13 protein-coding genes and 1 tRNA gene are annotated in these 13794 nt (G+C 36.7%); 7 read left to right on the top strand and 7 right to left on the bottom strand.

What is annotated here, in order from left to right; translation table 11 throughout:
* Window positions 1-6 precede the first annotated feature (6 nt).
* The gene (locus U9K52_RS02045; protein WP_263603773.1) at window positions 7-144 is read left to right on the top strand and encodes a hypothetical protein; all 138 of its coding nucleotides are present in this window, start codon (window positions 7-9) and stop codon (window positions 142-144) included.
* 230 nt (window positions 145-374) lie between these two features.
* Here the strand turns inward: U9K52_RS02045 and U9K52_RS02040 are convergent, their stop codons facing one another.
* The gene (locus U9K52_RS02040) at window positions 375-2642 is read right to left on the bottom strand and encodes a polyribonucleotide nucleotidyltransferase (RefSeq protein WP_263603774.1); all 2268 of its coding nucleotides are present in this window, start codon (window positions 2640-2642) and stop codon (window positions 375-377) included.
* A 283-nt stretch (window positions 2643-2925) separates the two neighbouring features.
* Window positions 2926-3195, bottom strand: coding sequence for a 30S ribosomal protein S15 (gene rpsO, locus U9K52_RS02035; protein ID WP_066440668.1), 270 nt, complete (start codon window positions 3193-3195; stop codon window positions 2926-2928).
* A gap of 169 nt (window positions 3196-3364) precedes the next feature.
* On the opposite strand from rpsO, the gene U9K52_RS02030 reads away from it, so the two are divergent.
* The 3 genes from U9K52_RS02030 (at window position 3365) to U9K52_RS02020 (ending at window position 6321) form a co-directional block, all read left to right on the top strand.
* Window positions 3365-3919, top strand: a complete 555-nt coding sequence (locus tag U9K52_RS02030; protein ID WP_263603775.1) for a pyruvate decarboxylase — start codon at window positions 3365-3367, stop codon at window positions 3917-3919.
* A gap of 315 nt (window positions 3920-4234) precedes the next feature.
* The gene (mgtE, locus tag U9K52_RS02025; protein ID WP_263603776.1) at window positions 4235-5557 is read left to right on the top strand and encodes a magnesium transporter; all 1323 of its coding nucleotides are present in this window, start codon (window positions 4235-4237) and stop codon (window positions 5555-5557) included.
* A gap of 26 nt (window positions 5558-5583) precedes the next feature.
* Window positions 5584-6321 (top strand): helical backbone metal receptor, encoded by a 738-nt coding sequence (locus tag U9K52_RS02020; RefSeq protein WP_322924944.1) that lies wholly within the window; start codon window positions 5584-5586, stop codon window positions 6319-6321.
* A 307-nt stretch (window positions 6322-6628) separates the two neighbouring features.
* Here U9K52_RS02020 and U9K52_RS02015 read toward each other — a convergent pair whose 3' ends face one another.
* Together U9K52_RS02015 and U9K52_RS02010 are read right to left on the bottom strand one after the other, a co-directional pair.
* The gene (locus tag U9K52_RS02015) at window positions 6629-7078 is read right to left on the bottom strand and encodes a GAF domain-containing protein (protein ID WP_248391911.1); all 450 of its coding nucleotides are present in this window, start codon (window positions 7076-7078) and stop codon (window positions 6629-6631) included.
* An 11-nt stretch (window positions 7079-7089) separates the two neighbouring features.
* Complete coding sequence (locus U9K52_RS02010) at window positions 7090-8517, bottom strand: TonB-dependent receptor (protein WP_248391910.1); 1428 nt, start codon at window positions 8515-8517, stop codon at window positions 7090-7092.
* 53 nt (window positions 8518-8570) lie between these two features.
* Between U9K52_RS02010 and U9K52_RS02005 the strand changes: the two genes are divergently transcribed.
* Together U9K52_RS02005 and U9K52_RS02000 are read left to right on the top strand one after the other, a co-directional pair.
* Window positions 8571-9338, top strand: coding sequence for an MBL fold metallo-hydrolase (locus tag U9K52_RS02005; RefSeq protein WP_322924940.1), 768 nt, complete (start codon window positions 8571-8573; stop codon window positions 9336-9338).
* Window positions 9339-9416: 78 nt separating this feature from the next.
* Window positions 9417-9496, top strand: a tRNA-Leu gene (locus U9K52_RS02000).
* Here the strand turns inward: U9K52_RS02000 and U9K52_RS21250 are convergent.
* From U9K52_RS21250 to U9K52_RS01990, 3 genes are all read right to left on the bottom strand, one after another.
* Window positions 9450-11024 carry a recombinase family protein gene (locus U9K52_RS21250; RefSeq protein WP_323673773.1) on the bottom strand — a complete coding sequence of 525 codons (1575 nt, stop codon included), beginning with the start codon at window positions 11022-11024 and terminating at the stop codon, window positions 9450-9452. The two genes, U9K52_RS02000 and U9K52_RS21250, sit on opposite strands and share 47 nt — an antisense overlap.
* Before the next feature lie 19 nt (window positions 11025-11043).
* The gene (locus U9K52_RS01995) at window positions 11044-11202 is read right to left on the bottom strand and encodes a hypothetical protein (RefSeq protein ID WP_322924938.1); all 159 of its coding nucleotides are present in this window, start codon (window positions 11200-11202) and stop codon (window positions 11044-11046) included.
* A gap of 431 nt (window positions 11203-11633) precedes the next feature.
* On the bottom strand, window positions 11634-12677 hold the full coding sequence (locus U9K52_RS01990) for a PDDEXK nuclease domain-containing protein (protein ID WP_322924936.1): 1044 nt from the start codon (window positions 12675-12677) through the stop codon (window positions 11634-11636).
* A gap of 526 nt (window positions 12678-13203) precedes the next feature.
* On the opposite strand from U9K52_RS01990, the gene U9K52_RS01985 reads away from it, so the two are divergent.
* Window positions 13204-13647: a JAB domain-containing protein gene (locus tag U9K52_RS01985; RefSeq protein WP_322924934.1), complete on the top strand. Its 444-nt coding sequence runs from the start codon at window positions 13204-13206 to the stop codon at window positions 13645-13647.
* The last annotated feature ends 147 nt before the right edge of the window (window positions 13648-13794 follow it).

Genomic DNA, 13794 nt, shown 5'->3' with positions numbered 1-13794 from the left:
ATTCTTTTGCCTGCAAACCATAATATCACACCTGCAATGTATATTCTTCTGCCTGTAAATAATATTCTTCAGCCTGCAACTTATATTCCTGCTCCTGTAAACAATATTTTTGCAACTGTAAATTATATTTTCATGCCTGTATGATCCATTAATCCGGCATCAATAAAAGTAGTATACAACTTCCGTAGGAACAGCAGCTGTGTAGAAAAATAACAGTACGAAACAGCGGGACTCCGAAGGGGTCCAATCTCTGTAAATCTCAACGATACAATACATAGACGCAGATCGCGCGGATTTGCAATGCGTGTTCCCAACCTTACCCAAACAAAAAACCACCGGAATTCGGTGGTTTCATATAATCGATGATGATAATCTTAAGCTTCGTTAGAAGGATTCTGATCTCCGGCAGGTTTCTCGCCTTCGCCCTCTGGTCTTCTGTTGCCTTCTGGTCTCGCCGGTCTGTCAGGTCTGTTCTGACCTTCCGGTCTAGGACCTCTTTGCTCACCTTCCTTTTTCTCAGGTCTTGGTGGTCTTGGCAAAAGAACTTTTCTGGAAAGCTTCATTTTCTTACGGTCGTCATAACCCATAAACTTTACTTCCACTTCATCTCCTTCTTTGTAAGGTACTTTATCAAGACGAGCCCACTCGATTTCCGAGATGTGAAGAAGTCCTTCCGTTCCTTTTGCGATCGCTACGAAGGCACCAAAATCCATGATCTTAACAACTTTTCCGTTATATACCTGTCCTACAACCGGTACAAAAGTGATCTCATTGATTTTCGCCACAGCAGCATTGATCTTCTCTCTGTCAGTACCCGCAATTTCAATACGTCCGATTTCTCCGATCTCTTCAATCGCGATCACCGTATCCGTATCTTTCTGCATCTGCTGAATGATTTTTCCACCAGGCCCGATTACCGCACCGATGAAGTCTTTCGGAATTTCCATTACCACCATTTTCGGAGCGTGAGGTTTTACGTCGGCTCTCGGTTCAGCAATTGTTTCCGTTATTTTATTTAAGATGTGTAATCTTCCGTCTCTTGCCTGCATCAACGCTTTTTCCATGATGTCCATAGAAAGTCCCTGGATTTTGATATCCATCTGGCAGGCCGTGATACCGTCTGCAGTTCCGGTTACTTTAAAGTCCATATCTCCCAGGTGATCCTCATCTCCTAAGATATCAGAAAGTACGGTAAATTTACCGGATTTCGTATCCGTGATCAATCCCATTGCAATCCCGGAAACAGGTTTTGTAATCTGCACCCCTGCATCCATCAATGCCAATGTTCCTGCACAAACCGTTGCCATGGAAGACGAACCGTTGGATTCAAGAATATCGGAAACAATTCTGATGGTATATGGGTTTTCTTCAGGAATTACAGCCTGCAGTGCTCTCTGAGCTAAGTTTCCGTGTCCTACCTCTCTTCTTGAAGTTCCTCTTAAAGGTCTTGCTTCTCCTGTTGAGAATGGAGGGAAGTTATAATGAAGGAAGAATTTCTCATCGTGCTGAGAAATTACACTGTCTACCATGTTGGCATCTTTTACAGAACCTAAGGTTACCGCTGTTAAAGACTGGGTTTCTCCTCTTGTAAAGATCGCAGAACCGTGTGCTCCCGGAAGATAGTCAATTTCAGACCAGATCGGACGGATCGTTTGCGGATCACGGCCGTCAAGACGGATATTGTCTTCAAGGATCATCTGGCGCATAGCCTCTTTTTCTACATCGTGGTAATATATTTTGGCGAAAGGTGTTACTCTTTCCAGCTCTTCAGGATTATCCACGTACTGAGCCAGGAATTCATCAAGAACAGCCTTGAATTTTTCGTGTCTTTCTTCTTTTGCAGAAGGTGTTTTTGCTACTTCATATACTTTGTCGTAGCACTCTTTCCACACTTTTTCACGGATAGCCTCCTCATGAACTTCGTGGGAATATTCTCTTTTAGGGAAAGCCTTACCTACTTTTTCAGCTAATCTTTCCTGAGCTTCAATTTGTTTTTTGATTTCAGCGTGTGCGAAGATAATGGCTTCCAGCATTTCCTGCTCGGAAATTTCTTTCATCTCTCCTTCTACCATTACGATAGAATCTTTAGTAGCTCCCACCATGATATCCAGCTCAGAATCTTTCAGCTGCTCATAACTTGGGTTAATAGCCAGCTGGCCGTCAAATCTTACCACTCTTACTTCAGACATCGGTCCGTTGAAAGGAATATCGGTAATGGCAATGGCTGCAGAAGCCGCCAAACCTGCCAGATCATCAGGAATGGTTTTCCCGTCGTAAGAAATAAGTGAAATCATTACCTGAACTTCCGCGTGGAAATCTTCAGGGAAAAGCGGACGCAGCACCCTGTCTACCAGACGCATCGTTAAAATCTCCTGATCAGAAGGTCTTGCTTCTCTTCGGAAAAAGTTTCCCGGAATTCTTCCTCCTGCATAAAATTTTTCTCTGTAATCTACCGTTAACGGTAAAAAATCCACACCGGGATTGGCTTCTTTATTGGCAACAACAGTCGCTAAAAGCATTGTTCCGCCACATTTTACGACTACGGATCCGTCTGCCTGTTTTGCCAGCTTCCCCGTTTCAATAGTAATTTCTCTGCCGTCTGCAAGAGTAATCGTTTCTGTAAACGCTTGAGGTATACTCATAAAAAATTGTCTTCTTGTACCCCGTATTGAGTACGATTAATATTTAAACTTTTTAAATTTTCGATGCAAATTTAATGTAATTATTTGGATCTAGCACCGCTTCCGGATAAAATCCATACCAAAATGGTTACTAATTTATGTTTTCAGTAACTAGCGCTCATTTTTCCGGGTAAATAATGATTATTGAAGAGATCCAAAAAAAATGAATAGGTGCATTCTTTACCAATTAAATGCACAAAAAAAGCAGCTTCTTCCGAAGCTGCCTCTTGAAAATCTTTGTAGATTACTTTCTTAAACCTAATTCAGCAATAATTGCTCTGTATCTTTCGATATCTTTCTTTTTAAGATAATCTAATAATCTTTTTCTTTTACCTACCAGTTTCACCAAAGATCTTTCTGTGTTGTAATCTTTGTGATTGCTCTTCAAGTGAGCAGAAAGGTGGTTGATTCTGAAAGTGAAAAGTGCAACTTGTCCTTCAGCACTTCCTGTGTCTTGTGCAGATTTTCCGTGTTTTGCGAAAATTTCCTGCTTTTTTTCTGTATTTAAGTACATTCCAATATTATTTAAATGATTATTATGTAACGGCTGCAAAAGTACGACATTTTTTTGATTTTACAAACATTATTGATTTCATAAATTGATTTTGATAGAAAAATATGTTAAATATTTCTTAAAAAAATTATGATATCGTATTAAAAGGCAGTACTTTTGCATGGTATTCATGATGAGAAATTCTACTGTTTTCATACTATTCGCCATTATTATCTTTTCAGGCTCTTCTTTGCTGAAAGCGCAAAATAACCATGAGGCAAAGGTAAAGCGAATACTTTACTTCAATCCCCAGGTAGAACCCGATATTGAAGAAATTAAAGAACCCACCAACACAGCCTTTTTCAGTGCTGTTTCCGATAATCTGAGCGAAAGGAAAAACAAAATGCTCAAAACAGAAACTCAGATTTCGTTTGACAGCATCGATAAAAAAACCATTTCAGATTACTGCCTGAATAATGATGCAGATTTCGCTGTCATACCCAAAGTAAAATATTTTAAAGTAGGAATCGGGAAATATGTTTTTTCCAACCAGGTGATCGTGAGCATGAAACTTTTCGATGCGGAGGGTAACCTTATCACGGAAACAGATTATGACACCTACAGAAAAAATATGCGGCTTTTAGGATCTACGGTAAATTCCGTAAAGATCGGTACTAACGGGGCTATTAAAGACATCCTGAAACAGCTTCGAAAAATAAAACCTTCCGCAGAAAACGGTTTTTAGCCATTCAATCAAAAATTTTCTCACCAATCTTTTTTAAATTGATATTATGCATATCATTGAATTTCATGAAATTATATTCATTACATGGTGAATAATTTAATTTATTTTAGTATTTTTAAATAAACAATTCATTCAAACTATCTCAATTCAAAATTCTTCTTACACTCGCAGTTTTTGTGGGTGTTTTTTTATGTATAAAATTTTCATACTTAATTTAGATAATAGATGCACGAGTTTAATTAATCCTTAAATTTAAAGCAGTATTCTCTTGTTTTAAAAATTTGAGTTATTTTTGCATAGCCAAAAAATAAGGTTTTGAATTCTAAGGACGAACTTATCTTTAACCCCGCCGACATTGCCGAAACTCTTAGCGAACTTCACGCTGACGAGAGGCTTTTGGCATTCCTGAAAGTTCCGAAAGAATACAAAGCAGAAGTTTTTTCTCACCTGGATCCTGATTTTCAGGAAGAAACAATCCGCAGTATCGGAAGTGATGAAGTGTCCGAAATCCTCAATGCGATGACCCCTGACGACAGAACAGCATTGTTTGAAGATTTTCCGGATGAGCTTATTAAATATTCCATCAATCATCTGAATCCGCAGGAAAGAAGAATTGCCCTTAAATTATTAGGGTATGATTCTGATTCCATTGCGCGATTGATGACGCCTTATTATATCCAGATCCGTAAAGAATGGACCATTAAGAGATGCCTTCAGCAGATCAAAAAAGTCGGAAGTAAGGTAGAAACAATGAATTATCTTTATGTAGTGGACGAAAGAAACCGGCTGATCGATGATATTGCTTTAGGAAGTTTATTGCTTGCCGAAGAAGACACCATGGTTTCCGAGATCACCGATAATCATTTCGTAGCTATTACAACTACCACTTCAAAAGAAGATGCCGTTCAGTATTTTGAGAAATATGACAGGGCTGCGCTTCCTATTGTTACCGAATCCGGAGTTCTGGTAGGCATTGTAACAATTGACGATATCCTTGACCAGATTGAGCAGCAGAATACGGAAGATATCCAGAAGTTCGGAGGACTCGAAGCGTTGGATGTTCCGTACACCCAGACTTCTCTTATAGAAATGGTAAAAAAGAGAGGAATGTGGCTGATTATTCTTTTCTTTTCGGAAATGCTTACGGCTTCGGCAATGGGATATTTTGAAGATGAAATCCAAAAGGCAGTTGTTTTGGCATTATTTGTTCCTTTAATTATATCCAGTGGCGGGAATTCAGGTTCCCAGGCTGCAACATTGATCATCAGAGCGATGGCCCTTCAGGAAATCGGTCTGAAAGACTGGTGGTATGTAATGCGAAAAGAAATATTCACCGGGCTTTTCCTTGGTGGCATTTTAGGAATTATCGGCTTTTTGAGGATTATGATCTGGCATAAAGCAGGCTTTTTTAATTATGGCATGTATTGGCCTTTCGTTGGACTAAGTGTGGGCGTTTCTTTGGTAATGATCGTACTTTGGGGAACTCTTTCCGGCTCTATGGTTCCGTTTATTCTTAAAAAACTAAAACTTGACCCCGCTACTTCTTCGGCTCCATTCGTTGCAACTTTGGTAGATGTAACGGGACTTATTATCTATTTTTCTGTTGCCGGACTTTTCTTAACGGGTAAACTTTTGTAATTTTAGGCAACGTCTAAAATATCATTATGAAAGTTGTTTCTCTTGTCCCCTCTATCACCGAGGCTTTATTTGATCTGGGCTTAACTGAAAATGAAGTCATTGGCAGAACAAAATTCTGCATCCATCCTTCTGAAAAGGTAAAAAATGTAACGGTAATCGGAGGTACGAAAAACATTAATATCGATAAAATAAAAGCTTTACAGCCTGATCTGATTTTAGCCAACAAAGAAGAAAACGTAAAGGAACAGGTTGAATCTTTAATGAGCGATTGTAAGGTAATTGTTACAAATGTTGAAAATATAGAGGACAATTATTATTTACTTAAAACTTTAGGCAGGTTATTCAACAAAGAAGAAAAAGCGCAATGTTTTAATCTCAAAATTTATGATATTCTGAATGAAGCCAAAGTTAGCTCCAAGGTTAAGGTTGCATATCTTATTTGGAAAAACCCTTATATGACAATAGGTTCGGATACGTTTATTCATAAAATTCTTGGTGAAATTGGTTTTGAAAATATTTTTAAGGATCGGAATCGCTATCCTGTTATTGAAACCGAAGATTTAAAAGAAGCTGAAATTATCATGCTTTCTTCCGAACCTTTTCCTTTTAAAGAAAAACATATAGAGGAACTGAAAGTATTTTATCCTGATAAGAAAATCATGATCGTGGATGGGGAAGCTTTTTCATGGTACGGAACTCATATTGCCAAATGCGAAAGCTATTTTAAAAAACTGATTGCTGAAGTGGAAGCAATTAAAATGTGATCGGTAAGATTGCAGCTGTTTTTTTATTTCCCACAGATTTCATGAATTACACAAATATGAGGGTAGCTTAACTTATTTTATAATTGATTAATGCTTTATAAATAGTATTTACCACGGATGTTACTGATTACACGGATGGTCTTAAGCGTACGATTTTTGTTAATCTTTTTAGCTCACGCGGATTTCACTGATTACGCAGATAATAATTAATAGAAATTAGTCAGGTAAAAATTCGAAAGAAAAAGAACGAAAACTAAGAGACTCCGGCCCTTCGGGCCGGAGTCTCTATTTTAGGCAAAAATTTTAACTATAAAATCTTGGAAACCTCGTTGCAAAGCCATTCCAGCAATTCTTTATCTTCATCCGTGAATGGATCAACGGTATGGGAATCGATATCAATCTGCCCGATGTTTTTCCCGTCTTTAAAAATAGGAACAACAATTTCCGCTTTTGTATCAATGGAGCAGCTTAAGTAATTGCTTTCCTCATTCACATCCGGAACTACAAATGTTTCATTGGAAACGGCTACCTGTCCGCAAATCCCTTTACCATAAGGAATGATGGTATGATCGGTAGGAGCTCCTACGTAAGGACCAAGTTTTAACTCATCTTTATCTCCGTTTTTAAAGTAAAAACCCGTCCAGTTGAAATAAGAAATTTCCTGATCTAAAAGATGGCAAACTTTTTCAAGTTTTTCTTCCGTATTATGTTTTGGACTTTCCAGGATGGATAAAAGTCTTTTTTTTAATTCTGACATTTTTATATTGTTTAAGAGAATTGTTTTAGTGAAAATTCTTCTTTATACCCGAACATTCCGCGTTCTTTGATCATTTCTGCAACGCCTTCAGGAACCTGTGTTTCCCAGCCTTTGATATTACATGCAATTTTTTTAAGAATATCCCTTGAGTAAATTTCCAGATATTCCGGATTGTAATTGGTAATATCCACAATACGCTCGTTATGTTTGAAATATTTATACAGTTCCTTCAGATTTTCTTCCACTTTTAATGTAGAAGAGTCTAAAAGTTCATGTGTTTCAGGGTCTTTGTAAGGATAAAGATATACTCTCATTCCATTTCTGAAGAACTTTCCGAAAGCCTCAAGAATTCCTCCTGAGAGGTCTTTATAATATCTTTCATCAAAAACCATCAGAAGATTATTTACCCCCATCGCAACACCAATATTTCCGCTTGTATAGGAAGCAAAATAATCAATAAGACGATAATATTCCGAATAATTGGAAACGATAACGGTATAGCCGAGCTTGCCGAGAATATCTACCCTGTCCAGGAAATCTCTTTCATCAATATCGCCGTCTGCACGAAGATTTGAAATGGTTATTTCAATGAGAACTTCAGTTTCGTCGGTTGTACATATCGCATCTTTAAGAAACATATCGAGTCCGTTTTTCAGCATATCGATATTTACCTTTGTTACGGGCCTGAAGCTTCCTCTTACGGCAAAAATATTTTTTTTGTACAAAACATCTGCAGGAAGCATATTGTTGCCCTCTGAATTGAAAATCACCGCATCGGTCATTCCGTTTTTAACCAATTGTAAAGACATCAGCCTGTTATCAACATAAGTAAAAGCCGGTCCGCTGAAATCGATCATATCAATTTCAAGGTTATCTTTAGCTACATCGTCGTATAGAGATTCTATTAAATTCCTTGGATTGTCATAATAATGAAACGCCCCGAAAATAAGGTTTACTCCAAGATTACCAAGGGTTTCCTGTTGTAACGTGGCATCATTTTCCTTAAATTTTACGTGAATTACAATTTCGTTGTAATCTTCATTTTCATTCGCCTGAAAACGTATTCCTACCCAGCCGTGACCTTTTACTGTTTTATCAAAATTAATGGTGGTAACAGTATTGGCGTAAGAAAAGTACTTTCTGTTCGGGTGGTTTTCCCTTGAAATCCGTTCTTCAATCAAAGCGACTTCATAGCGAAGCATTTTTCGAAGCCTGTTTTGGGTAACGTATCGGTTTTTTACTTCTTTTCCGTAGATTGCATCACTGAAATCTTTGTCGTAAGCCGACATTGCCTTAGCGATTGTACCTGAAGCTCCCCCTGCTCTAAAAAAATGCCGAACAGTCTCCTGCCCTGCTCCAATTTCCGCGAAAGTACCATAAATAGTAGGATCTAGATTAATTGTTAATGCTTTTTGTTTAGGAGTTAGTTTCTGATACATTAGGACATTAAATTTTTCGTAAATTTACCAAAATTAAAACAACCTCAAAAGAAATGAAGTTGAAATTTTTAGGAACGGGAACTTCCCAGGGTGTACCCGTGATTGGCTGCACCTGCGAGGTATGCACTTCAGAAAATCCCAAAGACAGCCGTCTCAGATCTTCTGTCATGGTGACCACCGATGAAAGTAAAAAAATACTGATTGATTGCGGTCCCGATTTCAGACAGCAAATGCTTGCTAATAAAGAAAATACGGTTGATATAGCTTTGCTTACGCATGAACATAATGACCATGTAATCGGTCTTGATGACATGCGCCCTCTGATTTTCAAAACAGGAAATGACATGCCTCTCTATTGCTATTCCAGAGTGGGAAATGAAGTAAAAAAACGTTTTCCTTACGCATTTGCTGATGAAAGATATCCCGGAGCTCCTGCTTTTGAGCTTCATGAAATTGAGAACAGTCCCTTTACCGTTTTAGATACAGAAATTACTCCGGTTGAAGTAATTCATTATAAAATTACCGTTTTTGGCTATAAGTTTAAAAATCTCGCGTATATTACGGACGCAGGTTTTATTTCCGAAACGGAAAAAGAAAAATTAAAGAATCTGGATGTATTGATTTTAAATTGCATCAGGAAGTTTGATCCGCATCCGGCACACTTTATCCTTCCGGACATCCTTAAACTATTTGAAGAACTGAAACCTAAGCAATTATTTTTAACACACATCAGTCATCATTTGGGTCTGCATGATGTTGAAGACAAACAACTTCCATCCGGAATACATCTTGCCTACGATGGTCTTGAGATAAATTTTTAATTTTTTTGCTTAATTTTTTTTCGGTATTCATAAAAAGTTTCTATATTTGCACACCGATTCAAACACGGAAAAACAGTAGCCCAGGTGGCGGAATTGGTAGACGCGCTGGTCTCAAACACCAGTTCTTAGGAGTACCGGTTCGATCCCGGTCCTGGGTACAAGACCGGAAAGAGGTGATAATTCACTTTCTTTCCGGTTTTTTTTAGTCCCTAAGTCATTGTTTATCTGGTATATATAAGAGAGTAAAACATTAGGTCGGGTGGTTCGATAATGATTTTTTGAAAATTGCAATTTTTGAGGAAATATCGAACCAATTATTTTGCGTTTCACGTCAATATCCCCGTCAGTATAGACTTTCGCAAGATCTACCAGGTTCGATAATGCTTGGTCTAGTAGTTTTAAAAAATCAATTTTTTTATTATCTTTTCCTTTAGTTAATTTAGCTTCGAGCTTTTCAATTTGCCCTTTACATTCGGTTTTAATTTCAAAATAATCATCGTCATCAATTACCCCTTCCATCAGTTTATTTCTTGCCTGTTTTAATCTGCTGTTTAAACGATCTATCTCTAATAGAATTGCTTTCCTTTCCTTTTGGGGATTATTAATTAATTTTTCAAAATTTTGTTTCAATACCTTTTTTAAATAGTTTTTTATAGATGCGCGCATTTCCAATGACTGCAATAGCTCTAAAAATTTTGAATTAATAATCTCAGATTTGTACCGGTATGAACAGGGAGACTGGCAATGGTAGTAATAATACTTATTTCCGGAACGTCCCGTAGATGCACTACCTGTGATCAAATGACCGCAATCCGGACAAACTAGGAAACCTCTTAATGGTAAATTATCGTCAGATAATACTTTTACATTGGGTCTGGCTGGATTCACATTTCCATCCATTATACATTGAACTTTTTCGAATAGTTCTTCACTGATCAGAGGTTCATGAATACTTTTAACAAAATGAGCCTCCTCTTCATTGAATTGCTCCACATAAATTTTCCCACAATATGCCGTATTGCGTAAACTTGCTAGAAAAGCACTTATCTTAACTGATTTTCCTTCCTTTCTGTTCATCATATCCATTATCTGACTCGCTGAATATACGCCTTTTGACATTTCGTTAAATGCCCATCTCATGTTAGAAGCTTCTGGTTCCTTCAGAGTTATATACTTCTTTCCGTTCTCCGTTATTTTGTTAGCATAGCCGTAAGGCGCCCTTCCCATTAATCTGCCTTCTTTTTTAGCACGGCGCATTCCATAATAAGTATTCAAAGCGCGCCTGTCGTTTTCGACTTCTGGCGCAGCAAGATATATAGCCAACATCATTTTATTTTCTGGAATTGAAAGATCTAAAGGTTGCTCAATGGCCTGCGGCTCTACGTTAATTTTCCTAAGTATATTAATCATTTGATAGGCATCACCAGCGTTCCTGCTGAAGCGATCCCATTTTGTAAAAAGCAGCAGATTTGTTTTCGAGCTTTTTTTCTTTAGCGTATCCAATAATTTAATCCACTCCGGCCTGTTAAAAGTCTTGGCTGAGTAATCTTCATAAATGATTTGACCTACCTGAATGTTATTGTTTTCACAGTACCGTTTTAATCGCTCTTCCTGATCTCTTTGTGAGTATCCCTTATCTGCTTGCTCATCAGTTGACACACGGATATATAAATCGGCTTTTTTCATATTTAAATCTTAGAAAATATTATTGTTCTAAAAAACGCTTTATAGTAATTGTTGATAGCATTTTTAAAAATTCTACAATCAGTTCCGCTTCCGCTATAGTTAGCTCAATTTTTTCCTCTTCTTTAAAAATTTTGATAATCTCATCAATGCTAATATTAATTTCAAGTTTCCTTTCCACGACCGATATCTTTTAAATAAAAATATCCGGCATAATTAATCGCAATTAATTGAGGTACTTACCTGCAACACTTGGCTTAGAAGTGCAAATTAATCTTAACATAAAAACTATAGTTTATCAGACTTTTAACATTTACTCAAAAGATACTGCTTTCGGAAGCAGTATTCTACACAAATGCATTAGCACAGACTACCTCCCGTAAATCTGCATTAGCAACAGAATTTATAATTTTGTTTATTATTTTTAAAGCGGCAACAAGATTTGTTGTGAAGAAATTCATCATTCTTAGATCCAACTAAAATACAAATAATCAGTTGAATGTTAAAATTATACAGTATAAATCTAATTATACTTTGTAAAATTTTGTAGGGACGGAGCATGAAATTGACACTTTTTTGCCTTAATTTGAATTCAAGGGCTTATGAACTCAATTATCCAATTTGCTTTTTAAGTTCGTCCTTACTTGGAAGGATCGCCTTATACTCTTTTGCAAAAATAGTATTGTTGTTTTCTGGAAGTGTAAACTCGATCACTGTTTTGTTCTCTTCTTTGCAAAGAATAATTCCAATGGTAGGGTTCTCTTCTTCCAACTTCACTTTTCTGTCATAATAATTGACATACATCTGCATTTGCCCAATATCCTGATGGGTCAGCTTTCCAATTTTTAGATCAAAAAGCACGAAGCACTTCAATAAACGATTGTAAAACACTAAGTCCACAAAGAAACTATCGCCTTCGAATGTAAATCTTCGTTGCCGCCCTTCAAAGAGAAAGCCCTTTCCTAATTCTAGCATAAAATGCTCTAATTTATTGATGATCCCAGTTTCCAAATCACTTTCGGAATAGCGATTATCTTCTTTTAGATCTAAGAATTCCAAAACATAGTGACTTTTTAAAACATCGGTCGGCTTTTCTATGATCTGTCCTTTCTGGGCTAACTTCTTCAAATCTTTCTCGTTCCTGCTTAATGCCAACCTTTCATATATAGCTGAATTAAATTGTCTTGTAAGCTCTCTAACACTCCAGTTATTCTGGCTCGCCTCTATTTCATAGAAATTTCTCTCATCTGAGTTTTCGATCTTCATTAATTGAATGTAGTGAGACCACGATAATGAGAAAAAAGAATTACGAGACACTGATTCATAAATTACAGCCTCAGCAGAATTACGAGACGCTGTTTCGTATTTTTCAGAAATTCTATTTTGATACATTAAATAAAACTTTCTCATCCACTGCAAATTATCCACTGAATAGCCTCTGCCGAATTCTTTTGTCAATTGTTTACTTAGATTTTTCAAGGTTTCTTTTGCATACTCTGCTCTGTCCTTTCCATCCTGCTCATTCTCAATGATTACCTTACCTATTTCAAAATAAGTCAATAACATAGCCGTATTGATATTTCGAACAATACTGCTTTTAGCATTTTCGATTAACTGCTTTATTGAAATGAAAAGATGTGATGACAATTGACTCATACTTACAAATTTAAAATTATTTCTTTACTAAATATCGATATTATATGGTGGTAAATATGCCATTTTAAGGATATCAAAATAAAATTGCTGCATTTGGCAGTATGTGGCAGTACTTGGCTTTGTAAGATAAAAAAACACAAAGTAAAAAAACTACCTACAACTTCATTAATAATTAAGATTTTCACTATCTGAAACTAAATTTATATTTATTAAATCTGTAAACTATTTTCCATAATAAACCGGTAAAAAGGCAGCTAAGGTATTGTTGTCAGCCAACGCTTTTCCCGCCAAAAGACTACGGCATAAACGGTTTCCTCCCTAAAGGTACCCTCCAATTATTCCGTTTCCTTTTGGTTATTATTCATTGTCAACACTTCATATCTGCTTTCTTTTTTCCGGTTTTTCTTTTGAAAAATATTCTGTGACGCCTGAAAGGCTTTAGGATAAGCTGGAGAAGGGATGGGAAACAAATCTAAAATATAATAGGTACGGGAAACCCAAGTCTCTGCCGTACAAGAGCAATCACATGGATTTTAATATTGTCAATGAAATAAAATTAATCTACTCACGAAAAGGAAATTCTGAGAAATTAATAAGCTGTTCACGTGATGCCGTTGATGTATTTCGTCACTACTTTGACCCTGATGAAATAGATTATAGAGAATCGTTCTTTGCATTATATCTAAATCAGGCAAACAAAGTTTTAGGGATAAAGAAAATATCCGAATCAGGAATTACCTCAACGATAGTTGATGTAAGAATTATTATGCAAGCAGCCCTATTGTGCAATGCAACTGCCATTATAGTTGCACATAATCACCCATCAGGAAATTTAAAACCCTCACCGGAAGACTTAAAAATTACTCTGAGCATAAAAAGTGCATCAGAGTTTTTAAATATTAAATTATTAGATCATTGTATTCTAACTTCAACAGATTATATGTCGTTTGCCGATGAAGGACATCTTTGAATAAGTTTTACAATTACTAGAGTAAGCGACAATCCTTCATTGTCGCTTATTTAAAATTTGGCGAAAAGACAATCCCTTCCTTTGGTCGGCAAAGTCTTTTCGCACATCATAGGGAGTAACCCTATTGAAAAAATTAGCTTACATCAA

The organism is Chryseobacterium sp. MHB01 (assembly GCF_034651565.1).
Taxonomy (GTDB): domain Bacteria; phylum Bacteroidota; class Bacteroidia; order Flavobacteriales; family Weeksellaceae; genus Chryseobacterium; species Chryseobacterium nepalense.
The sequence above is the reverse complement of the archived record's forward strand: the minus strand, read 5'-3'. Positions and strand labels throughout refer to the sequence as shown.